Raw genomic sequence first — 20,979 nt, 5'->3', positions numbered from 1 at the left:
CTACTGTTTTTACTTGGCAGCCATAACCTGCTTTGCCATTTTAGCTAATTCATCTTGTGATATATCAGAATCTATTGCTAGAAAAGAATAGTTGATTCCATGTTGCATCCAATTTAAATATTGAACTTGGGAGATTTTTTCCTTATCAGATCCATAGCTAAATACATATTTACCAGAGGATTCATCCTTCTTATCCTGTTCTGTTAATTTATAATCTCCTGGCACAAGCTTGTTAGCATATGAATGATAATATAAATCTATACCATTATAAGTATCAATAACAGTGGCTTTCTCTGAGTTTTCACCCAACCTTCCATTTTCCATAGAAAGGCTTAATTTATCATTTCCTTTTTTATAAGTAAAATCAAGTGATTTTGTTTTTGCTACAGAATTACCATTCACATCAAGTCCTTCATTATTTGTAGTATATCCATTTGCAAAGATATATCCGTTGTCAAATTCCTTAACTAATTTAGGATTAAATCCAAGATCCTTCTTTACTTGTTCTGTTGTAGGCATGGTAGTATAAGTTGGTATGTTACTTCCGTGCGAAGTTATAGAGAAAATTTTTCCTGCAGCAAATACAGTTGTTCCCAGTACCATAGCAGCTACTAATCCAATCATAATTTTTTTCTTAAATGATCCTTTTTTATATATTTTTCTATTTTCCATTTCACCATTCTCCTTTTGATCCGGCAAGCTGTTTAATGTTGTACTTACCTTATTTTTAAAACTTTTGGGTGTATCCGGAAAGGCATTATTCCAATTATAATTATCCATAATTTGCCTCCATATTCTCTAACTTTATTTTTAATAATTTTCGTCCATTTGCTAATCTACTTTTTACAGTTCCTGCGGGTATTTCTAAAATCTCTTTAATTTCTTCTACAGAATATCCCTCTACATAATAAAGAACAATTGTAATACGAATTCGGTCTGGTAATTTCTGAATAGCCAAATATAATTCGCTATAATCCTTTTTATCATGGATCTCCACAGACTCAAAGTATTCTTCATAAGATACCTGTGGATATTCTTTTCGCTTTAAACTATAACATTCATTTATGAGTATCCTAACCAGCCATGTTTTAAAATATTGTTCTTTCTTTAGTGTATCTAATTTGTTATAAGCTTTTAAAATTGCCCCCTGAACTGCATCTTCACAATCTTGATCATGAGTCAAAATTGATTTAGATACATGATATAAAGTAGATTCGGCCTCAAGAACTCTATCTATAAATGTATCTTTATTCAATTGACTTCCTACCTTTCTCTGCAAACTGTAGCGCTACCTTTTTGCCTTACACTAATTAGATGGATATATATACTAAATGGTTCATTTTATTTTAAATTAAATTTAAATTTTTTATAATATACAAAACTAACTTTATACAAGGCTTAAAGCTGCATCTTGTAAATCAATTGTAAAACAAAGATACCATAAAATCCATTTCTGAATAATACGGTATCTTAAGAAATTATTTAAATTAATGTAATTTCTTTTCTAACTTTTAAAACTAAATTTAGCAATATTATGGAGAGTATTTCCGTTGAAATGAGAGTCATAAATAATCTATAATGTTCAGTTCCGTATTTTATAAAAAGAAAGCTTAAACAATAAATAGTACAACCAATAATTAAAGATATTACTAAATTCTTTTTTTCAATTACATTTATATATTTATTATTAAATATTATATAGAAGAATTCTAGTGAAAGGATTAATGAAAACATTGGCTTTAGAATGCCAGTTATGCCCATTATAATTGATTCATTGTATACAAGAGGTCTATCCATGTACCAAAAATAATATTCTTTGGTTATACTCTTAAAAAAGCTATTTGGTATAATTATAATGTCGTTATACCCAATTAACATAATAATAAAGAACACATTAAATAATAAAATAGAAATCAAAGAAATCCTTAAGGCTTTATCTTTTTTCATTTTTGTCCCCCAATATGAATTAACTTATATAAAAATTATAACATAATTCACATATTATTACATAGCCGTTTTCCCATAATGTGGAGGTCATTTTGCTTTTCAACATCGTATTTATTCAAATGTGAATTTTACGGTGTTTTTATGCCATATTAAAAAAACTATTTATATCTATAAAAACGATTATTTGGATTATATGTAAACCCAAATTTTTTATAGAACTTATCAAGCTCACTTATTGCAATAAGACCAATAATAGCATCCTCTATACAATTATTATCAATATACTCCATTAATTTTCTCATAATTAACGTACCAATTTTTTGCTTTTGATATGATGGTTTAACTATTATATCTTGTATATAAAAAACTGTTCCGCCATCTCCAACAATTCTTCCAAACCCTATTATATTATCTTGATCTTCTGCACAAACACAGTAAACTGAATTATCCAAACCTGTTTTTATTTTGTCATATTGTAGTATTTTCCATCCAACAGAATCTCTTAATTGAATATATTCTTCAACTGTTGGTTTTCTTTCTATTACTGTAATGTTACTCATACCTAAGCATCTCCTTATATTATTATCATAAACTAAGACTATATAAACTATTAAAGTTGAACAATCATTCTGATTTCTTTATAAATTCTCCCGCATGCTTCATATTCAAATACTTCTTTTTTTTCAAAACCAAGTTTTTCATATAAAGCAATGGCAATCTGATTTTCAACTTCAGCACTTGTATAAAGTTGTATATGGCCATATTTGTTTATAAAGAATTCTTTGAACTTTTGTAAAGCCATTTTTCCAATTCCTTGATTTTGATATTTCACATCAATCATAAATCTGCTCATTGACCATCCGTTGAGTTCAATATCGAAGTCATATAAAATAAAACCAACCATTTTATTGCAATTATAAATACCTAATGGATATAAATCGGGTTCATATGCTGTTTGTACTAAAGAAAACATATTAGATGCCACAAATTTTTTTTGTTTTTCATTTAAAGTAAGTTCTATACACTCATTATAATTTGTTCTATCAATTTGTTTAAACTCAATATTCATTTTCAATCTCCTTTTATCTAATAAAATTCAACTTATAGTTAATAAGTGCTGATATGGTTAATTATAAATTTTCTAAATGATTCCATTGTTGTATTAAGCATTTCTATGCTTTTTAATGCATTTGAACATTCAAGACCATGGTTACCACCATCTATTTTAACTAATTCAATATTTTCACTGTTCTCTATCATACTCATATTTAAATTATTTATTTTTCTATTCTCCTCCCGCCTCCATGAGTACTTTGTTGCCTAACATAATTAGGCTTAGAATAAACATAAGAAAGCCAGTTCCAATAAGCAGCCATTCTATTTTAATGAAGTCGGCTATGGGTCCATATACAAGCATTGCCAGCGGCATTATGGAACTTGAAATCATACTCAAAACGCCAAATACTCTACCTAAAAAATCCTGATCAACCTTCTGCTGTAACAAAACTGTAAATGGTGTATTAAACATTGGCAAAGCTATACCCATTAACCCCATTAGGAGAAGATAAATCCAAAAGATAGGGGTAATTCCAAGTGCAAAGGTACAAACTGCTATAACAAGGTTTGATAGTACCATTGTGTGAAGCTTGTTTTTGAATCCTCCCCAGGAAGCCATGATTAAACCACCTATCATCATGCCAATAGAATATGTGACTTCAACACTTGTCAGGCGCCAAACATCATCACCAAAACTACGTGTGACCTGTAGCGGAGTTAAAAATACTAAAGGAGCAACTAATACAAAGTAAATTGCACAAAATATAAAGATTGTCTTAACAAATTCATGATTTTTGATATATTTCATTCCATAAAGCATATCTCCAAAATAGCTGATTTTTTGCTTTTCAAGGGCTTTTGTATGAATAGGTACATGTAAAAATAAAAGCAATATGGAAACCCCTATAGCAGCAGTAATAACATCAATAAAGAATATTGATTCAATGGTAGCTGTAGTTAGAAGTGCGCCGCTAAGCATTGGAGAAACAAGCATAACTAGTGATTGGATACTGCTGTTTGTTGCATTCACTTTAGTAAGCTTATCATGGGGAACAAGCTGTGGAAGAAAAGCTCCAATAGCCGGCGTTTGAACCCCTGCACCCAGTGCACGTATGGCAGATGCTACAAAAAGCAGCCATATTGCATCATATCCCATAAAAAACAGTATGGCTAAAATAAGCGTCGCTACCGCTATGGTAGAATCTGATAAAATGATGAGTAGTTTTCGATCATAACGGTCAGCCCACACTCCTGCAAATGGAGAAAGGAAAAACGTGGGTAGGAAACCGCAAATAATTGATATTGTCATCATTGTACCGGATTGTGTTTTTAATGTAATATACCACGTAATTGCATACTGAACCAGCATAGATCCAAAGAGAGATATGGTTTGACTGGTTAAAAAGAGTATTATATTTTTCTTCCAATTATTGTTTGTATTCATTATTATCTCCCTATTTAATTTTTTAAGCTCCAAAGCGGTTGGTGTTATCCAACCGCTTATTTCCAATAGAAGTTATTATTTTTCCATTCCAGTATAAATAAGCACTGCATCTTTCAAAAACTCTGCTGTTCCAGGCTGCTCTTTATCATAATATGCTTTGAATCTTTCATCGGCTACATACATTTGAGCAATTCCTGCATGGGCTTCCTTACTGTAGCTATCCCAATAGAAGCTTAACCATTGGCGGTGCAAATCTGCAGCCTTTTGAGCAAGTTCCCCTGAAGCATCTCCTGTTTTAAAAGCAGCACTAAGGGTTTTTGTGACTTCATCCCCAAGTCTTGTAACTTCATCATATTCTTCTTGAGTCATATTATTAAGCTTGGCATTTGATTTATCAACTGCTTCATCACCATATTTTTCACGAATTTCACTACCATACTTTTTTTCATTGTCTTCAATTAATTTTTTCTTAAAACCTTGGAAGTTCTTGTACTTATATTTGCTAATACAGCTAGTTTCTGCACTGTGTATTCCATTTTATCGCCTCCTGATGAGATAAATATACACCTTTACGCAACGTTAATGTCAATACTTTTTGTTCTTGAGATAAAGAAATTATACACTGGCAATATATATAAATAACAAGCTGCTAAAATACAACTTGTGGGTGCTGATATTGCAGCTAATGGAACAGCTCCTGCAATAGACCAAGGTATAAGTGGGGCAATGACAACTGCTGTATTTTCTAATGAATTTGCCATCTGATAATTATCGGAAATAACATTATTGCATAGCTGATGAGTTAGTATAATAGCCAAAGTCTGGTTACAGCTTATCATGCTTGTGAAAAATGAAGTTATAGCAATACTGCCAAATGGAGTGACTATATTTGAAAGACTATTAATATGTTTTTTTATGCCATCTAATAAGCCGGTTTCTTCAAAAATACTGGCATAAGAAGACGATAAACATATAATGGCAGAAACTTTAAGCATAGATTGAATACCGCCGCCATTTAGCATGATTGCAAGTTCTGGATTAGATGAGTGATATCCTGTAATAAACATTTTAAACAGTGAGGTAAACTGAACTTTTTGAAGTAAAATACAAATGATACTACCCATTAAGATGCTTAAAGCCATTGTGATTTTTACGTTAACCTTAAATATAGACAGTACAATGATTATTATTGCAGGTAAAATAGTGATCCAATGCAAGTTGAAATTATCTGCAAACAGGCTTCTAATTCCAAGTGGGGCACTTTTGCTCTCAAACAAAAAACCGGAAATCAGATAAACTGCACATGTGAATATAAATGGTATAATTGAAGTTTTAATCATAAGTTGAATGTTTTTATAAATGTTTGTCCCTGTTAGCTCACTTGTTAGCAATGCGCTTGTTGACATTGGGGAACATCTATCGCCAAAATAGATTCCAGATAATATAGCACCACCTACCAATATTTTGTTTGCACCTATGGCATTTGCCATGGTCATGCAAATTACGCCCATAGTAGCAGCTGTTCCAAATGCAGTTCCTGTAAGTACAGATAATATACAGCAAAGTAAAAATGATATAAGAATAAAGGCTTCTGGAATAATCAATTTTGTAGAATAGTAAATAATAAAGGATATTGTCCCTGATGCACGCCATACTGCTGTAAGTATGCCAATCAAGAAAAATATAATCAATATATTTTTAACTGTTTTTATACCTTTAAAAGATGTCTGTATCATATGTTTTACTGTGTTATTCTTTGCTAAACCATATGAGAAGAATAGAATAAATCCGAATAATAGAGCATAGATAAGTGATAAATTAAATCCTATGCAAACTAAGAGTCCAATAATGAACATACCAATAATTGCTGACTCCAACATACAACTTTCCCCCATTTATTAAAATAGTTTTATCTATCCACAATGATATAATATATAGGAAAATTTGTCCAACTGTTATTTTTGATTTTAGAAAGGAAATAGTTGTAAGGGAATAATTTTAAAGTATTATTAATACAATTATTACAGATAAAGTATCTTAATAATTAATTTGGAGATGAACTTATGAGTAATGATGCTGAAAATACAAAGGATAATAATATCAGTAAGGGGGACAATTCTAATGAAAAGTCTAGAGAGGAACGAATAAATACAATTATCAATGAATTAAAGGATTTAATTAATGATATTAGAAATTCAACACAGATAAATGATGCGGTAGTTCAAAGTCAAGCACCTAATGACACTGTAGATGTAAATACAACTATTGTTCAAACAGCTCAAGCATTAGCAGCAATAAATTCAATTAAGACTGAACTGTGTAGGCTGCCCTTAGATTTTTGTGAAAAAGAATATATTGACAACTGTGTTACCCCTTTAGAGACTACCATGGAATTTATAGCAACAACAAGCTTTGAGTTAGCAACTTCAGTAAGTATTTTAACTACTTCACCAATAGTTCCACGTAAAAAGGGAGAGCTAAAGGATACAATTCATACAATATATAGTATGAATGATGAAGTTGAGGATATTTATAAGGTATTGAAAAAGAGATTAAAAAAATTAACTCAGGGGGATAACTGCTGTAAGTTTCTATGAATTACTTTCAGCTATTTATAATAGAAATATTTTACACAGGTGGATAGAGGAATGGAATATGAGGATAGTATAATATCAGCTATTAATAATACTAACGCACTGTTAAATGCTATTAATTCAGTTAAGACGGAATTGTGTAGATTGAATTTAAACTTTTGTGAAAAAGAATATATTGAAAATTGTGTTAATCCTATATTAATAATATTATCCTCTCTGGTATTAACATCATATGAACTATCTGTTTCAGTATCTATATTATCTTCTTCACCCATTGTCCCGCCCAAAAAATCAAAACTGAAAAATACAATTCATTTAATATATAAGATGAATGAAGAATGTGAAGAACTCTTTAAGGTGTTGAAAAAAAGGTTAAAGCCATTAATACATGATAATGCGGACGGTTGTAAATTTCTATAAGCCATTTGATTCAGCCATTTTGCCAAGGCTAAATAATATAGCCGAACAGACCAATATAATCGCCTTATGATTATATAATTGTTAAGCATTAAAAGAAGATTTCGAACTAACATTAGTTCAAATTATTACTTGCCCTTTTAGTCATTTTTACAAGTAATTTTCCCATGAATAGAGGGAAAAGGTAACTTAATTTTACTGATACCGCATCAGTAAATGAAGGGGTAATAATAAACCTTTTACTATTTATGTGTTTAACGAATCCCTTTCCGACTTTTTCCGGTGATGCTTTAAATTCCTTTGGAATTGGAAGCGGTGAAGAAGATTTTGTATTAGTAAGTGGCGGATGCAGTATATGAAATGTTATGCCACTATCTGCATATTCATTACTTAAGCATTGGCTAAAGATTCTATAGCCCCCTTACTGCAAGCGTATGGGCTTATATTTATATATCCTGTAACGCCAACACCTGAACTTGTAAAAAATATCCTGCCTTATCTTTGCGTCTTCATAATAGGCAATACTGCTTTTGTAAGATTTATAGCACCATGAAAATTCACATCTATTACTCTATCAAAATCTTCTATAGTATGTTCTTCAAAACCCTTAAATAAACAAAGGCAAGCATTGTGCACTGCATAATTTATACTACCAAATTGAGCACTTGTATTGTTAACCGCCATTTTTACGGTTTCCAAATCACAGGCATCACATTTAAATGTCAGCAAAGTTTTGGAATAGGCTTTTTTAAGTTCATCAATATTATCATAGTTCAAATCAAGTACCGAAACATAATTTCCATTCTCAAGCCACTGCTTGGCAATGAAATAGCCAATACCTTCATTTTCACCAGCTATTGGTAATGCATTCATATTTCTCCACCCCTATATATCATCATTAATTTATTATATAAGTTAGATCCTGTTGATTCGTCATATTTTACCAACACGACTTATAAAACAAGAGAATTATAACATATTTTGTATTGTTGTAACAGGTATGTTATTTTTAAGCTAAAAAAGCTTAGCGTAGAATTGTAGGGGAGAGGACTTGAAATTATTAATGTAACTTAAAAATTAATTATCTACAAATCAAGTGCATAAATAACTCAGAGGATCAACTAATTCAAATTTATTATATTCTGATACAAAATCCCGAAGTATTTTGCAATGTCCCGCTCCATAGATTACCAAGATTCTATCTCCTGGTTCAGCCATATCCTGTAGATTTGAAAAGATATAAAGATTTCTCCTATACCATTCCGTAAGCATATCTACTCCATAATATGTATCCCCAGCTCCTATTTTAGCTAAATGTAGATATAGATTACTATGCTGCTTTGCAATCCGTTTAGGATCGTTAAGATATTTCAGGTTTTCAATAACTGTATTATTTTCTAAAAAATTATTATCATTTATACCGCATTCATTTACTTCATTTATAAATTTCCCATAAAACTTTGTACAATTCTTCTTAGCATATTCAAAGAGATCTTCTGGAAGATTTACTGGATAATCTATAGGATAAATTTTAGTATGATTCAATGTTTGTCCTAATCTAAATCCTAGTTGAACGATTTCATGCCTATGACCTATTGTTTCATTATATGTATAAACATTATTTATACAATACTCTGAATAAGCCTCATTTAATTCCTTGTCATTTTCTCTTTTTGTTTCTACAGCAATTTTATTTGGCTTAAATTGTGCTAGCTTTTGTACCACTGCTTTAATCTCTTCTTGTTTTTTATCAGTAGTAATATCTCCTGCATGGATGTTTATTAGATGGTTTCCACCATTTCCAAAATGATAAGTTCCTAATATAAGTATCTTTGCCTTTTCCTCCATAAATATTACCCTCCGATATCTTATCAGCCTATCAATTACACCTCACTTTAGAAGTGGGGGTTTGTAACTCTACTACACATGGTGCTAATGATACAAAATATCTTCCATCTCAAACGTAGGTTACGATACGGTGATTGACACCACCGCAACATAGCAAGTTTACTCACTATGCTCTTTGGAGTTACTTTCAATATATTCAAGACCTTTTCTCCAAAGATTTATTGCTCCAATTCTATCATCATTAGATTGATAGTTGCAATTTTTACATTTAAAGATATGTTTTTTCTTATCTCTGTTTGCTTTTTCAGTATGTCCGCATTTAGGGCAAGTTTGACTTGTATATTTAGGATTAACTACTATAAGCATAGAGTTATTCATTTGAGCCTTATATTCAAGTAGTTGCTTAAATTGATAGAAAGACCAAGATACAGAAACATATCTATTATTTATATTTACTTTTTCAGTAGCAGTTCTAACGTTAGTTAAATCTTCAAGAACAAATAATGTATTTGCTCCATACTTATCAACGAGTGCCTTTGTAATGGTATGGCTAATATCATTAACATAACGGTTTTCTCTTGAACCAATAGATTTAATTCTACGTTTTGCCGATTTACTGCCACATTCTTGTAGCTGTTTTCTTAATATTTTATAGTGACCTCTTTTAGCCTTTATATTTCTACCATTATAGAAAGTGGTTTTACCATAACTATCAAAGGTAGTTGCTAAAAAGTTGATACCGAGGTCGATACCTACAATTTTATTGATTTCGAAAGGTATAGTTTGAGGATAATCTTTAGTCATTGGAATATGCAGAAAGTATTTATTGAATTTATATATAAGTTTAGCAGTACCAAAGCTATAAGAACCATCAAAATATTTTTCCATACCTTTAGTTTCATAAGGTATTTTAAGTCTACCGTGTAGGCTATTAATAGAGAATATATTTTTAGTTAAAGAATAATCTCTATTCCAAACAAGGTCATATTCTAAATTTTTAAACTGCACTAAATTAAAATCATGTCCATTGGACTTGTTAGTTTTATATTTAGCAATAACAGTTTTCATACAACTTTGAGCCATTTGAGATTTTAAATTATAAGTTTCTCTTAAATAATAATAAGTATCAGTATTTATCTTACTTTGGTTTAAGCAATTATTATCAAAGATATATTTAGATATATAATTTAATGCTTTTCTTATTTGGAACATTGTATTATTTAAAATTTCTATTTGCTCATGGGTAGGATATATTTGTATTTTAGATGTTATAGTGATTTTTATAATATCGACTCCTTTTCACTAATTAATATAGTTATATCATATTAGTGAAGGTATTACAATAAGAAAGCAAGGTGTATAAGTGGCAAGTTATGGAGTTGCCTGTCGGCAAGTGGCAATTCTTCCCATACTTATAGAAGTTGGAGTATCCTTGCCACGATTGAATGAAAAAATTATTTTACTGGTTATTTAATATATTCTTATCTGTATTCTTATCAAGTTTTAATTTACTAATCAATAACTTTTCAACTTTTATATAAATTTCTTCAATTTTATCTTTTAACACTAAATTATATAAATAGTTTGTAATAAGCACCATAATATATGCACCAATAACATCTAAAGGATAATGGTTTCCTACATACACTCTTGAAAAACCTACAATTATTGATAGTATTGTCATTATTACTCCAAGTATTCTATTATATTTTCCTAAACCTAAAGCGATACTCATTGTTCCTGTAGCATGATCGCTTGGAAAAGAGGCATCTGCTGAGTGAGGCATTAATAAATTTACCTTATTGTGAACAAAAGGCCTGTCCACATAATATATACTTCCAATTATAAAACTTAATATTAAATTGATTACTGTAATAACAAAAGCATTTACAGAGGCTTTTCTATATTCTTCATTCTTTTTAACAACACCTAATATAAATACTATCGCAATAACTGCCATAAATATATAGGGAACATCTTTTGAAAAGAAAATCATTATCTTATCTAAAACTGTATTTTTATTTGCCAAATTATTTATTAATCTAAAAATCTCCATATTCATATCTAAAATATCCTTTCTAATGTATGCTTTTGTATACTGCTAAAACTTCTGCAGCGGCAAAAGAAGATAATATACGTACTGACCATTTTGCTTATATAGAAACTGTGGAGTCTTTATTTACTTTACTAAATATATAAATTGTTATCTTACTGCATATTAATCCTAGGATTATACCAGCTAAAACATCAGTAGGGTAATGTACATTTAAATATAATCTTGAAAAAGCTATCAAAGATGCTAAACTAAAAAGTTCAAATGTATAATTCTTAAAATATTTTGTTAATACTCCTGTAACTGCAAATGAAGAAGTAGTATGCCCTGATGGAAATGAATATGATAAAGGTTTTGGAATTAAAAGGTTAGCTGCTGGTATATCTGATGATGGCCTTACACGTTGAACCAAATGCTTTAAAATTCCTTCTCCTAAAATTGTGGCTAATATTAGAGCTGTTAAAGCCATAAACCCTATCTTTCTGTATTTTTTATTTATAATTAGCAGTGCTGCAATTACAATCCATATTAATCCGTTATTGCCTAAGATAGTTATGGTAACCATAACCTTGTCCATTATATGTCCATGTATATTATTATTAATATACAATAGAATAGAATTATCAAGATTCTGTATTAATGACATCATTGATTTTATTACCTCCATTTTTCTTTTCTTTTATAACTGTAACTATTGCTGGAATAATAGATATTATTATAATGGCAATTACTACATAGGAAAAATGATCCTTTATAAAAGGCAATCCACCAAAGAAGTATCCTCCGCCTAACATTAATGTAACCCAGGAGAATCCACCTAACATATTGTAAGAAATAAATTTTGGATAACTCATTTCCCCTATACCAGCAACAAATGGTACAAAGGTTCTTATTATAGGTATAAATCTTCCCAATACTATAGTCATAGAGCCATGTTTTTGATAAAATTTATGTGATTCCTCAAGATATTCTTTATTTATATATTTCATATCTTCTTTTTCTAAAATTTTATTTCCTATGTTTTTACCTATATGATAATTTACAGTATCACCAGCTACTGCAGCTATAAAAAAGGTAATAAATAATGTAGGAAAATTAAGTGAACCAATAGAAGCAAGTGCTCCAGTGGCAAACAATATTGAATCCCCTGGTAGAAAAGGGGTAACAACTAATCCAGTTTCACAAAATATAATTAGAAATACAATGGCATATGTCCATATTCCATAGTTTTGTATTATCACATTTAAATACTTATCAAGATGTAATACTACATTAATAAAAGTTTGTATAATACTCATATTTTTCTTTCTTCGTTATTAAAACTTGATTTCTTTATCCAGCATGTTATACATTATAGATATCTAAGATTAAAATTATATTAAAAAAACCTTAAATTATATTAAAAAATTGCTTTATATTTTAAAATTTAAGTAAGGAAATTATTAATAAAAAAATAGGAGTATATAGCCGATACTCCTATCTATCAGTATTTTTACTATTTAGGTATTCCTCTCTCTGCTTCTCCCAATATTTCTTATCTTCATCAGTAATTTCCCTAAAAACCCTACAAGGATTTCCAACTGCAATAACATTATCAGGGATATCTTTAGTAACAACTGCTCCAGAACCAATAACAACATTGTTTCCTATTGTAACTCCAGGATTTATAACAGCATTTCCACCTATCCACACATTATTTCCGATTGTTACTGGTTTTCCATATTCTAATCCTGTATTCCTGATATCTGCATCAATTGGATGTCCAGCTGTAAATATGCATACTCTAGGGCCAAAAAAAACATTATGACCAATTCTAACTTTACATACATCAATAACAATACAATCATAATTAGCATAAAAATTATTACCTATAGAAATATGACATCCATAATCACAACGAAAGGGAGGCTCAATGTAGATATTTTTGCCCGTAGATTCAAATAGTTCTTTTAATAATTCTACTCTGTATTTCAGTTGCTCCTCTGTACTATTATTAAAGAGACGTGTTAACATCCTTGATTTTTTATTGTCTCTTGCCAATTCTTCATCCCGAGCAATATATAATTTTCCAGATAACATTCTTTCTTTTTCAGTCATGATCTCACCCCTATAAATTATTTTTTATCAATAACATTCATCGGACTTTGGCATTTGTTTAATTCATTTATAAATTCCATTTATCCAGTAAGAAAATTATAACATATTTTCTATATTGTTATAACAAATTGCTCGCTTTCCAGTTGAATCGCCAAATTTAAAAAATTGAAATTGTGAAGCAACTTATTTTCCCCGGAATATGGCATATGTGTTATAATTAATAATGATTTGTAATTGTAGGTTATTGCATAGGAAGGAAAAAATAAGTTTTTATTTGGGGGAATGCAAATGATAAGAATGGCAACTATTAACGATATAGATAGTCTTGTAAAATTAAGAATAAAATTACTTAATGAGGCAAAAAAGAATATTGGAAATTATAATTGGGATAAGTATTCACAAACATTAAAATGCTATTACAATGATGGCTTATTAAATGGAGATGTTGTGGCATTTTTGGCAGAGGAAAATGAAAATATTGTTGCAATAAGTATTATGTGCTTTTATAACATCTGTCCTTCACTTTTTAATTTAGATGGGAAAATAGCATTAATTACAGATATGTATACTGTCCCAGAATATAGAAATAAAGGGTTAGGAAGTAGGCTTTTAAGTAATATTATGGAACGCGCAAAAAACTTAGGATATACAAAAGTCACTTTAAATGCTACTGACGCTGGTAGAAGGCTATATGAAAAATATGATTTTAAAGATGTAACTGGAGAAATGTCTTACAAGTTCATATAGTTCTTATCTTATGAACTAAAGGAACTCTTTTAGGAGTTCCTTAAAAAATGTACGAAATCATAATCTAAACAAATCATTTACACATATGCCTATCTAATGAAATGAGTAATATACCTTTTTAACCATTCATCTTTTGAAATAGCCATTTTATATAAGTTCCAATAGCCATTGGATGATTCTCGGACATTTTTAATTAATTTTACTTTTGTAAAGCCGACATTTTCATAGCATTTAATTACGCTTTAATACCCCTTATTTACCATTCAGTTTTCGCTTTTTCTTTGGTTTCTTCCATGTGATATCTGGCAAAGAAAGGCCCTATACATGTTACAAGAACAATCCAAAATAAATAAACCAATAAATCGTACTTTCCGAAAATATTATAAAAATTAAACCATTTTGTAAGTACAAGTATACACGGAGCAAGAAGAAAACAATCATAGACAATCCTAGTCATAAAATTTACATAGTGTTGACTATTGCAGCCACTGCATTTGATAGGTTTATAGCTAAATAACAAGGATTTAATAATACTTTTCCATGTAAATTCTTTAGAGCATTTCTGGCATTTTTGCATTAACACTACCTCCCTTAATTTTGAATGCGACACATTTTTCCCAGCATTATGAATTAATTATATTATATCACTTTGGATTATTAATATAAGAATGGGTTTATTTAGGTCAAGGGGGTAACGGAATCTCATGCACATTATAAAGTATTTGATGAGGTATATGATAAAGCTAAGAAAACACAAGGTGAATTAAGTATAACATTATCAAGTTTTAAAACTATTAAGGGTAAAATCAATGGAAAGCGAGAAGACATAATAGCTCTACATCTACTTATTCATAATAATTCTGATTCTAATGAATACTATATAGAACCAAATAAGGGGTTTATCATCAATAAGGATAATAAGAGAATAAATGCTAGTTTGATTAATAGTGACCATATTGATGGGGCAATAAAACCAAAAGATATAAAAGAGATGGTTGTAGTATTTCCATTGACAAATGAAGTTTTTGGTAATCAAAAAAGTTTCAAATATACTATAGATGCTGCTAAAGATAAGAATATGAATAAATTGGGAGAAGAATTTGAATTTAATATAGAAATAGCCCTGCCAATAGAAATTAATAGTAAAGGAAATTTAAAAACACAATTGTAGGCTTTATAATTTGAAAAAGAATTTAATGACTACTTGTCAATAAGTTATATATGTACTATTATTGTGTCATATAACATATTACAATTAACTAAATTTAAAAGACAGGGGGATATAATATGAATTATTTTGAAATGACAGAGAAAAGTTTAAATGAAATTTGTAAAGAATGTAAATATTATGGAAGCAGTGAATGTGTACCACCAAAATGTAATATAGGATTTTCTTTAAATGCTATAAAGGCAGCATATAAAAACGGAGAAAAATCAATAAATGATGGAGTTAAACTAATTCCTAAAGATGATATGAAAATGTATGATGAAAATGCTTTAGCAAAAAGTATAGCATGTATTTGCAGGTTATGCAGAGAATGTAAAGAAAATCATAATGAAAATTGCATTATATCACTTAGCAGAAAATCATTAGAAAGTACCCGATTACCAGAAGAAGTAGTATATCCAGGAGATGTGCTAACATATTTGCTAAATGTAGCAAAACAAAATCAAGTTTTTTCAGATAAAATAAAAAATGAATATATTGGAATAAAATAGCTAAAAAAATTATTAAAGGTAAAACAAAAGGGGAGCTATTATGGAAAGGATTTATTTAAAAAAAGAGTATTGCTGTGGATGCAGTGCATGTTACAATACTTGTCCTACACAGGCTATTCATATGAAACCAGATGAAGAGGGCTTTTTATATCCTGTAATAGACCAAGCACTATGCATAGATTGTAATAGTTGTGTAAATGTTTGCCCTCTAATTTGTGATGGAAATTACAAAGAAAAAACTATTCCAGAATTTTTAGCAGCTAAGCACAAATCAGAAGAAGTATTAATGAATTCTACATCTGGAGGAGTTTTCACAGCAATTTCCGATGCAATACTTAGAGAAGGTGGAGTAGTCTATGGTGCTGACTACGACGATAAATTTCATGTGCTGCATAAGAGAGCAGAAAACTATGATCAGAGAAATAGAATGAGAATATCCAAGTATGTACAGAGCAACATGGGGGATATATTTAAGCAAATAAAAAATGACTTAATTGATAAGAGAAAAGTATTGTTTACTGGTACACCTTGTGAAGCTGCAGGATTACGCGGATATATGGGGAATTCGCCATTCAATGAAAATTTATATATATGTGACTTGATTTGCCACAGCATACCAAGTCCTCTAATTTGGGAAGATTACAAAAGACTATTGGAAAAAGAGTATGGGGGAAAACTAACCAGTATTCAATTTAGATCTAAGATAATGGATTGGAGCAGGGAAAACAGTAACAAAACATTCATATTTACAACTTCAAATAGTGAAGAAATTCATAATGATGAAAGATTTTATAAACTTTTCTTCGGAGAAAAGACTATTATGCGTCCTTCTTGTGAGAAATGCAGATTTACAGATATACATCGTGCATCAGATATCACCATTGCAGATTATTGGGGTATTGAAAAGTACGCTCCTGAATGGATGGACAAAAAAGGGGTTTCCGTAATTTTAATTAACAATAAAAAAGGTGAGGATCTTTTTAAGAAATGCAGTGAAGAATTAAAATATGAAAAGCGCCCAAAGGAAGAATCTCTTGCAGAACAACAGCGTTTAAGCCAGCCTGTAAAGTTTCCAGAAAGCCGTAAGAAATTCTGGGATGATTATAGAAAACATGGCTTTGAATATATAATTAAACAATTAAATAAATAATTTCAGACTAAGAAATTTAAATGCTTCATAAGCTCATACACACAGGTAAGAGTTAACATAAGGAAGAAATATATATCATAAATAATTTTTTTATTTTCTTTTTCATTTCTAGAACTTTTACATTTTAAATAAATTAAGGCTAAAATCAATAGGGCTATCCCAGATAAAATAATTCTAAGTATAATAAATTGTAATTCCATCCCTTCAATAGTAATCATAAAAGATGGGAAGGCAATAACTACATATAATGTATAATATCCTGCTTTATCGAAAATATCTTCCTGAAATTCACATAAAAATTTATTATTCATAAAATTTAACCCTTCAAGTATATATTTTATATAATTTATTCAGAATGCTTTTCACAACATATAATTTTATTATTATGATTAATTATAACATATGACTTGGTAAAGTAGTAGAAATGGTTATAGAAATATTTATATTTGGTATGATATAATATTTTTTATAATAAATGCAAAAGAAAAGGAAGTGAGTATTTAGTGATCTTTCACTAAAGCAGACATATGGATATAAAGCAGATAAAGGGAAGCACATTTTGTATTGATACGGGGATGACATATATACCTTTTTATAAAATTAATCATAGAGAAATTATTATGCTGGATTCAGGATGGGCAAATGGAGAAAGAGAAGGAATAGATGAGGTCTTAGAAAAAAATAATTTTAAGGTAGCTGCTATAGTATGCAGCCATGCTCATATAGACCATGCAGGAAATAATGCACATTTAAAGGAAAAGTATAACTGCATTATTGCTATGCCAGCTGATGAAGCTTTTATTTGTAGTTCACTAATTAATCTCAAAGTTTATTATAGCAATCAAACTTTATCTGAGGTTAAGGAACATTATGGACATATGGTTTGCCAAACAGACATCATGATTTCAAATGATCAAAATAGTATATGTGTGTGCGGTATTAAATTTAAAATTATTCATACACCAGGGCATAGTCCTGCACATATATGCATTATTACTCCTGATGACGTTGGGTATTTAGGAGATTCACTGATAAGTTATGAAGTAATGGAAGGGGCTAAAATGCCTTATGCTTATATACTTACAGAGGATTTAAAAAGTAAATTGAAGCTTTATGAATTAAAATGCAGCAAATATGTAGTGGCACACAAAGGCATGTATAATGATATTACAAAACTTATAGATGATAATATAAATTTTTATAAAAACATAGCGGCGAGGGTATATGGTCTCATAGAAGGTGACATGACCATGGAGGATATTCTCAAGACTGCTATTAAAAAATTCAATATTAATGTAAAAACCAAATATAAATATTCCCAAATGGAAAAAATATTGAAGTCCTATGTTGAATATTTAAATGAAACCGGAAGTATAAAGTTAAATATAAATAATGGACTTCTTAAGTATTCAAAGGATCAACAATAGGGGGACGGTTAATAACTTTTAAGCTTTTAGACAAGCAGTTAAGAGAAAAGAGTTGTTAACCGTCCCTTAAAGTAATGGAGTATAGAAGATAATTACAGAGCATAGAGCACAGATAATAAAGTAGATTGAATTTGTTAGATAATTTTAACCTACTTTATTATTTTTTTGCTGCAAATCTTAAGAAATTTATTTGTGCAAAGTAGGAAGTATTCCAATGCTTTATTGAATTTATGATTAAGCTATTCTTCTAATTCAATATATATTCTTTTATTGAGTTTTCCTTTACTTTTATAATCTGCTATTTTTATTTTTCCAACTTCCTCAGTATTTTTCACATGAGTTCCGCCATCTGCCTGAAGATCCAATTCTTCAATGTTTACGGTTCTTATTTCAGTAATTCCTTCAGGAAGAAGATTTATTTTTGTTCTTATTAAGTCTGGAATTTTAAAAGCTTCTTCTCTTTGAAGAATATTTACACTAATATTTCTTTTATATTCTACTTCTCTATTAATCTTATCCTCAATTTCCGCTATTAGTTCTTTATGGAAGTTTTCAAATTCAAAATCTAGTCTACCTTTAAGACAATCCATATCTCCACCAGTTACTTTGGCCTTATAGTCTCTCCATACAACACCGCATAAAATATGCATAGCAGTGTGAGTTCTCATTAATTTATATCTATGTTCCCAATCTATTTTTCCTATACAAGTTTCATTAATTTCAGGAAGTTTTCCATCAATATAATGATATACATCCTGTCCTTTTTTCTTAACTTTTGTAACAATATATACATCTGTTTTTGTTTTTAATGTCCCAGTATCACATGGTTGACCGCCGCCACCTATGTAAAATGCTGTTCTATCCAAAACTACAGCATTTTCATCCTCATCTACTTTAATAATTTTACAGTCAAATTCCTTTACATAGCTGTCTTTTTGAAACATTAATCCACTCATTTCTTATTCCTCCTTTAACATTTATATAAAATTTTTATATATACTTTTGTTAAATTTGATAAAAATTTATAACCATAGCTTTAAGGACGGTTTTTCCACAGCTTTTATAGGTATGAGGAGCTGTTGATGAAAAACAAACGGAATCTTCTGAGCCTAATGAATAATCTTCATTGTTTGCGGAACACAAGTTCATCCTCTAGAACAGTAGTATACTCCTGTGATTTTTCGGAATGACCAATAGAAGCATAGATTGCCTCAGAATCCATCTTGAGCAAAAATAATTCAAAATTTCTGTTAGTGATGTTGCCATAATAGCAGCAAACATGATAGGTTCCATCTTCGCTGATTTGTTCTTTAACATCAGATTTTTAATAATATAAGTTGAGTTTTTATGTTTATCAATCTGTACAGTATATGGAACATTTAATTTTTTAGCAATTTTCCAAATGGTATTGATTGTTGGATTTATATCGCCCTTTTTAATCTGTGAGATCATCACCTTACTTACGTCAAATAATTCTGCTAATTGTCCCAAACTTAAATTTCTTTCTAATCTCAATCGCTTAAGATTTTCTGCAATCATTATACATAAACAGGATAATAATTACAAGTATTGTTTTAAAAGTCGCTTATTAGCAAGTTATCAATAAATCTAATGATGATACTTTTATTGAAAATTATAATTCTATCAGTATAAGAAAAATGTATATCAACTATGAAATGTTAACAATATCGACATATAATTGACACCCTGCTGTAACAATTGCTTAGTAATATAAAGACAACAATTAAAGAAGAAAAGGTCACTGTAAAAAGAAATTTTACTTTAATATTACAGCCTTTATGGCAGAAATGAGGATTAATTTTATGAAACCTGAAGAGAAAAAAGTATGTAAAAAATCAAAAAAACCTGTTAGCTCAATTGTATTGTATGTTGTTGCCTCAGTGGTAGCACTTATTGCAGTTGCATCATTGGCTAATAATATTTTATTATTTAAAAGTACTGTTGGCCAATATGTAGCTCAGGGATATCCTTCTACTGAAGTTATTAAACAATTAGTACCAATTCAATTGCTTCCAGGGGTTTTTGAATCATTGGCTCTTTATGCAGGCATAGCATTTGCTTTATTTGCTGTCGGTATGATTAATGAAAAGATTTCAAAATGTTTGACAATGTTAACTAAGGCTCAGAGTGATGATGATGTGATTGAAAAAAGCACTTTGGAAAAGAATGTTGTTAATGCAGAAAATACAGATGATCCAGAAAAACCAGAAACAGTTGAAAAAGCTAATGAAACAGTAAAGAACATATAAACAGTAAAAAATGTAAGCCTAAGTAGAAATCTATCTATTTAGAATATGGGGACAGTTATCAATTTTTTAGCTTGTAGTCAAGCATTATATTAAAAAATTGATAACTGTCCCCTAATTAAGTAGCCATTATGCTGATATGAGTTTCTATGGCAGTGACAATAAATCTTTACATGCCAAATATAGAAGAATTCTTAAAAATAAAAAATGAAT

27 protein-coding genes and 1 pseudogene are annotated in these 20,979 nt (G+C 29.6%); 8 read left to right on the top strand and 20 right to left on the bottom strand.

All coding sequences use genetic code 11. The annotated features are described in order from the left end of the window. Positions 1-9: 9 nt before the first annotated feature. From CLLI_RS03235 to CLLI_RS03200, 9 genes and pseudogenes are all read right to left on the bottom strand, one after another. Positions 10-780 carry a hypothetical protein gene (locus CLLI_RS03235; RefSeq protein WP_106062811.1) on the bottom strand — a complete coding sequence of 257 codons (771 nt, stop codon included), beginning with the start codon at positions 778-780 and terminating at the stop codon, positions 10-12. Continuing rightward, positions 773-1,255, bottom strand: a complete 483-nt coding sequence (locus tag CLLI_RS03230; RefSeq protein WP_106062850.1) for an RNA polymerase sigma factor — start codon at positions 1,253-1,255, stop codon at positions 773-775. The genes CLLI_RS03235 and CLLI_RS03230 overlap by 8 nt, the downstream gene beginning before the upstream one ends. A gap of 227 nt (positions 1,256-1,482) precedes the next feature. Beyond that, positions 1,483-1,947, bottom strand: coding sequence for a hypothetical protein (locus CLLI_RS03225; protein ID WP_106062810.1), 465 nt, complete (start codon positions 1,945-1,947; stop codon positions 1,483-1,485). Positions 1,948-2,105: 158 nt separating this feature from the next. Beyond that, a complete protein-coding gene (locus CLLI_RS03220; RefSeq protein ID WP_106062809.1) occupies positions 2,106-2,507 on the bottom strand; it encodes a GNAT family N-acetyltransferase in 402 nt (133 codons plus the stop codon). Between the two features lie 50 nt (positions 2,508-2,557). Next, complete coding sequence (locus tag CLLI_RS03215) at positions 2,558-3,016, bottom strand: GNAT family N-acetyltransferase (protein WP_106062808.1); 459 nt, start codon at positions 3,014-3,016, stop codon at positions 2,558-2,560. 38 nt (positions 3,017-3,054) lie between these two features. Further along, the gene (locus tag CLLI_RS14430; RefSeq protein WP_170063634.1) at positions 3,055-3,213 is read right to left on the bottom strand and encodes a hypothetical protein; all 159 of its coding nucleotides are present in this window, start codon (positions 3,211-3,213) and stop codon (positions 3,055-3,057) included. A 19-nt stretch (positions 3,214-3,232) separates the two neighbouring features. Further along, positions 3,233-4,447: an MFS transporter gene (locus CLLI_RS03210; protein ID WP_106062807.1), complete on the bottom strand. Its 1,215-nt coding sequence runs from the start codon at positions 4,445-4,447 to the stop codon at positions 3,233-3,235. Positions 4,448-4,522: 75 nt separating this feature from the next. Further along, a pseudogene (locus CLLI_RS03205) lies at positions 4,523-4,936 on the bottom strand (TipAS antibiotic-recognition domain-containing protein); the annotation flags it as partial. Between the two features lie 80 nt (positions 4,937-5,016). Continuing rightward, on the bottom strand, positions 5,017-6,327 hold the full coding sequence (locus CLLI_RS03200) for a Na+/H+ antiporter NhaC family protein (RefSeq protein ID WP_106062805.1): 1,311 nt from the start codon (positions 6,325-6,327) through the stop codon (positions 5,017-5,019). A 183-nt stretch (positions 6,328-6,510) separates the two neighbouring features. Here CLLI_RS03200 and CLLI_RS03195 point away from each other — a divergent pair, with 183 nt between their 5' ends. Together CLLI_RS03195 and CLLI_RS03190 are read left to right on the top strand one after the other, a co-directional pair. Then, entirely contained in the window at positions 6,511-7,044 is a 534-nt protein-coding gene (locus tag CLLI_RS03195) for a basic helix-loop-helix domain-containing protein (protein ID WP_106062804.1), read from the top strand. 51 nt (positions 7,045-7,095) lie between these two features. Beyond that, positions 7,096-7,461 (top strand): hypothetical protein, encoded by a 366-nt coding sequence (locus CLLI_RS03190; RefSeq protein ID WP_106062803.1) that lies wholly within the window; start codon positions 7,096-7,098, stop codon positions 7,459-7,461. Between the two features lie 492 nt (positions 7,462-7,953). Here the strand turns inward: CLLI_RS03190 and CLLI_RS14785 are convergent, their stop codons facing one another. The 7 genes from CLLI_RS14785 to CLLI_RS03155 form a co-directional block, all read right to left on the bottom strand. Then, entirely contained in the window at positions 7,954-8,331 is a 378-nt protein-coding gene (locus CLLI_RS14785) for an SDR family oxidoreductase (RefSeq protein WP_242975507.1), read from the bottom strand. A gap of 219 nt (positions 8,332-8,550) precedes the next feature. Further along, positions 8,551-9,306, bottom strand: a complete 756-nt coding sequence (locus CLLI_RS03180) for a DUF5694 domain-containing protein (protein ID WP_106062802.1) — start codon at positions 9,304-9,306, stop codon at positions 8,551-8,553. Between the two features lie 159 nt (positions 9,307-9,465). Further along, positions 9,466-10,518 (bottom strand): RNA-guided endonuclease InsQ/TnpB family protein, encoded by a 1,053-nt coding sequence (locus CLLI_RS03175; protein ID WP_423236794.1) that lies wholly within the window; start codon positions 10,516-10,518, stop codon positions 9,466-9,468. A gap of 247 nt (positions 10,519-10,765) precedes the next feature. Beyond that, positions 10,766-11,368 carry an undecaprenyl-diphosphatase gene (locus CLLI_RS03170; RefSeq protein ID WP_106062801.1) on the bottom strand — a complete coding sequence of 201 codons (603 nt, stop codon included), beginning with the start codon at positions 11,366-11,368 and terminating at the stop codon, positions 10,766-10,768. Positions 11,369-11,459: 91 nt separating this feature from the next. Continuing rightward, entirely contained in the window at positions 11,460-12,008 is a 549-nt protein-coding gene (locus tag CLLI_RS03165) for a phosphatase PAP2 family protein (RefSeq protein WP_207655066.1), read from the bottom strand. Then, positions 11,983-12,657: a DedA family protein gene (locus tag CLLI_RS03160; RefSeq protein WP_106062800.1), complete on the bottom strand. Its 675-nt coding sequence runs from the start codon at positions 12,655-12,657 to the stop codon at positions 11,983-11,985. Before CLLI_RS03160 ends, CLLI_RS03165 begins: the two co-directional genes overlap by 26 nt. A 178-nt stretch (positions 12,658-12,835) precedes the next feature. Beyond that, positions 12,836-13,456 (bottom strand): sugar O-acetyltransferase, encoded by a 621-nt coding sequence (locus tag CLLI_RS03155; protein ID WP_278335560.1) that lies wholly within the window; start codon positions 13,454-13,456, stop codon positions 12,836-12,838. A gap of 288 nt (positions 13,457-13,744) precedes the next feature. On the opposite strand from CLLI_RS03155, the gene CLLI_RS03150 reads away from it, so the two are divergent. Then, the gene (locus CLLI_RS03150) at positions 13,745-14,203 is read left to right on the top strand and encodes a GNAT family N-acetyltransferase (RefSeq protein ID WP_170063633.1); all 459 of its coding nucleotides are present in this window, start codon (positions 13,745-13,747) and stop codon (positions 14,201-14,203) included. Between the two features lie 256 nt (positions 14,204-14,459). Here the strand turns inward: CLLI_RS03150 and CLLI_RS03145 are convergent, their stop codons facing one another. Continuing rightward, positions 14,460-14,780, bottom strand: a complete 321-nt coding sequence (locus CLLI_RS03145; RefSeq protein ID WP_106062797.1) for a TIGR04104 family putative zinc finger protein — start codon at positions 14,778-14,780, stop codon at positions 14,460-14,462. 360 nt (positions 14,781-15,140) lie between these two features. On the opposite strand from CLLI_RS03145, the gene CLLI_RS03140 reads away from it, so the two are divergent. The 3 genes from CLLI_RS03140 (at position 15,141) to CLLI_RS03130 (ending at position 17,072) form a co-directional block, all read left to right on the top strand. Further along, positions 15,141-15,374 (top strand): hypothetical protein, encoded by a 234-nt coding sequence (locus CLLI_RS03140; RefSeq protein WP_106062796.1) that lies wholly within the window; start codon positions 15,141-15,143, stop codon positions 15,372-15,374. 116 nt (positions 15,375-15,490) lie between these two features. Continuing rightward, positions 15,491-15,922 carry a hypothetical protein gene (locus tag CLLI_RS03135; protein WP_106062795.1) on the top strand — a complete coding sequence of 144 codons (432 nt, stop codon included), beginning with the start codon at positions 15,491-15,493 and terminating at the stop codon, positions 15,920-15,922. Positions 15,923-15,962: 40 nt separating this feature from the next. Beyond that, a complete protein-coding gene (locus CLLI_RS03130) occupies positions 15,963-17,072 on the top strand; it encodes a Coenzyme F420 hydrogenase/dehydrogenase, beta subunit C-terminal domain (RefSeq protein ID WP_106062794.1) in 1,110 nt (369 codons plus the stop codon). A 2-nt stretch (positions 17,073-17,074) separates the two neighbouring features. Here CLLI_RS03130 and CLLI_RS03125 read toward each other — a convergent pair whose 3' ends face one another. After that, positions 17,075-17,383: a hypothetical protein gene (locus tag CLLI_RS03125; RefSeq protein WP_106062793.1), complete on the bottom strand. Its 309-nt coding sequence runs from the start codon at positions 17,381-17,383 to the stop codon at positions 17,075-17,077. A gap of 216 nt (positions 17,384-17,599) precedes the next feature. Between CLLI_RS03125 and CLLI_RS03120 the strand changes: the two genes are divergently transcribed. Further along, entirely contained in the window at positions 17,600-18,499 is a 900-nt protein-coding gene (locus CLLI_RS03120; RefSeq protein ID WP_106062792.1) for an MBL fold metallo-hydrolase, read from the top strand. Between the two features lie 239 nt (positions 18,500-18,738). Here CLLI_RS03120 and CLLI_RS03115 read toward each other — a convergent pair whose 3' ends face one another. Beyond that, positions 18,739-19,455, bottom strand: coding sequence for an alanyl-tRNA editing protein (locus tag CLLI_RS03115; RefSeq protein WP_106062791.1), 717 nt, complete (start codon positions 19,453-19,455; stop codon positions 18,739-18,741). Positions 19,456-19,651: 196 nt separating this feature from the next. Continuing rightward, positions 19,652-20,038 (bottom strand): helix-turn-helix domain-containing protein, encoded by a 387-nt coding sequence (locus CLLI_RS03110; RefSeq protein WP_242975506.1) that lies wholly within the window; start codon positions 20,036-20,038, stop codon positions 19,652-19,654. Between the two features lie 284 nt (positions 20,039-20,322). Here CLLI_RS03110 and CLLI_RS03105 point away from each other — a divergent pair, with 284 nt between their 5' ends. After that, positions 20,323-20,769, top strand: coding sequence for a hypothetical protein (locus CLLI_RS03105; protein ID WP_106062790.1), 447 nt, complete (start codon positions 20,323-20,325; stop codon positions 20,767-20,769). Positions 20,770-20,979 lie beyond the last annotated feature (210 nt).

Source organism: Clostridium liquoris, from assembly GCF_002995785.1.
GTDB lineage: Bacteria > Bacillota > Clostridia > Clostridiales > Clostridiaceae > Clostridium_AO > Clostridium_AO liquoris.
This window is presented reverse-complemented; position numbering and strand designations above follow the sequence as displayed.

Excerpts from the sequence above, each read along its gene's own strand:
- CLLI_RS03235 (WP_106062811.1), bottom strand. The coding sequence starts at position 780 with ATGGATAATTATAATTGGAATAATGCCTTTCCGGATACACCCAAAAGT.
- CLLI_RS03225 (WP_106062810.1), bottom strand. The coding sequence starts at position 1,947 with ATGAAAAAAGATAAAGCCTTAAGGATTTCTTTGATTTCTATTTTATTA.
- CLLI_RS03220 (WP_106062809.1), bottom strand. The coding sequence starts at position 2,507 with ATGAGTAACATTACAGTAATAGAAAGAAAACCAACAGTTGAAGAATAT.
- CLLI_RS03215 (WP_106062808.1), bottom strand. The coding sequence starts at position 3,016 with ATGAATATTGAGTTTAAACAAATTGATAGAACAAATTATAATGAGTGT.
- CLLI_RS14430 (WP_170063634.1), bottom strand. The coding sequence starts at position 3,213 with ATGAGTATGATAGAGAACAGTGAAAATATTGAATTAGTTAAAATAGAT.
- CLLI_RS03210 (WP_106062807.1), bottom strand. The coding sequence starts at position 4,447 with ATGAATACAAACAATAATTGGAAGAAAAATATAATACTCTTTTTAACC.
- CLLI_RS03200 (WP_106062805.1), bottom strand. The coding sequence starts at position 6,327 with ATGTTGGAGTCAGCAATTATTGGTATGTTCATTATTGGACTCTTAGTT.
- CLLI_RS03195 (WP_106062804.1), top strand. The coding sequence starts at position 6,511 with ATGAGTAATGATGCTGAAAATACAAAGGATAATAATATCAGTAAGGGG.
- CLLI_RS03190 (WP_106062803.1), top strand. The coding sequence starts at position 7,096 with ATGGAATATGAGGATAGTATAATATCAGCTATTAATAATACTAACGCA.
- CLLI_RS14785 (WP_242975507.1), bottom strand. The coding sequence starts at position 8,331 with ATGAATGCATTACCAATAGCTGGTGAAAATGAAGGTATTGGCTATTTC.
- CLLI_RS03180 (WP_106062802.1), bottom strand. The coding sequence starts at position 9,306 with ATGGAGGAAAAGGCAAAGATACTTATATTAGGAACTTATCATTTTGGA.
- CLLI_RS03175 (WP_423236794.1), bottom strand. The coding sequence starts at position 10,518 with ATGTTCCAAATAAGAAAAGCATTAAATTATATATCTAAATATATCTTT.
- CLLI_RS03170 (WP_106062801.1), bottom strand. The coding sequence starts at position 11,368 with ATGAATATGGAGATTTTTAGATTAATAAATAATTTGGCAAATAAAAAT.
- CLLI_RS03165 (WP_207655066.1), bottom strand. The coding sequence starts at position 12,008 with ATGATGTCATTAATACAGAATCTTGATAATTCTATTCTATTGTATATT.
- CLLI_RS03160 (WP_106062800.1), bottom strand. The coding sequence starts at position 12,657 with ATGAGTATTATACAAACTTTTATTAATGTAGTATTACATCTTGATAAG.
- CLLI_RS03155 (WP_278335560.1), bottom strand. The coding sequence starts at position 13,456 with ATGACTGAAAAAGAAAGAATGTTATCTGGAAAATTATATATTGCTCGG.
- CLLI_RS03150 (WP_170063633.1), top strand. The coding sequence starts at position 13,745 with ATGATAAGAATGGCAACTATTAACGATATAGATAGTCTTGTAAAATTA.
- CLLI_RS03145 (WP_106062797.1), bottom strand. The coding sequence starts at position 14,780 with ATGCAAAAATGCCAGAAATGCTCTAAAGAATTTACATGGAAAAGTATT.
- CLLI_RS03135 (WP_106062795.1), top strand. The coding sequence starts at position 15,491 with ATGAATTATTTTGAAATGACAGAGAAAAGTTTAAATGAAATTTGTAAA.
- CLLI_RS03130 (WP_106062794.1), top strand. The coding sequence starts at position 15,963 with ATGGAAAGGATTTATTTAAAAAAAGAGTATTGCTGTGGATGCAGTGCA.
- CLLI_RS03125 (WP_106062793.1), bottom strand. The coding sequence starts at position 17,383 with ATGAATAATAAATTTTTATGTGAATTTCAGGAAGATATTTTCGATAAA.
- CLLI_RS03120 (WP_106062792.1), top strand. The coding sequence starts at position 17,600 with ATGGATATAAAGCAGATAAAGGGAAGCACATTTTGTATTGATACGGGG.
- CLLI_RS03115 (WP_106062791.1), bottom strand. The coding sequence starts at position 19,455 with ATGAGTGGATTAATGTTTCAAAAAGACAGCTATGTAAAGGAATTTGAC.
- CLLI_RS03110 (WP_242975506.1), bottom strand. The coding sequence starts at position 20,038 with ATGATTGCAGAAAATCTTAAGCGATTGAGATTAGAAAGAAATTTAAGT.
- CLLI_RS03105 (WP_106062790.1), top strand. The coding sequence starts at position 20,323 with ATGAAACCTGAAGAGAAAAAAGTATGTAAAAAATCAAAAAAACCTGTT.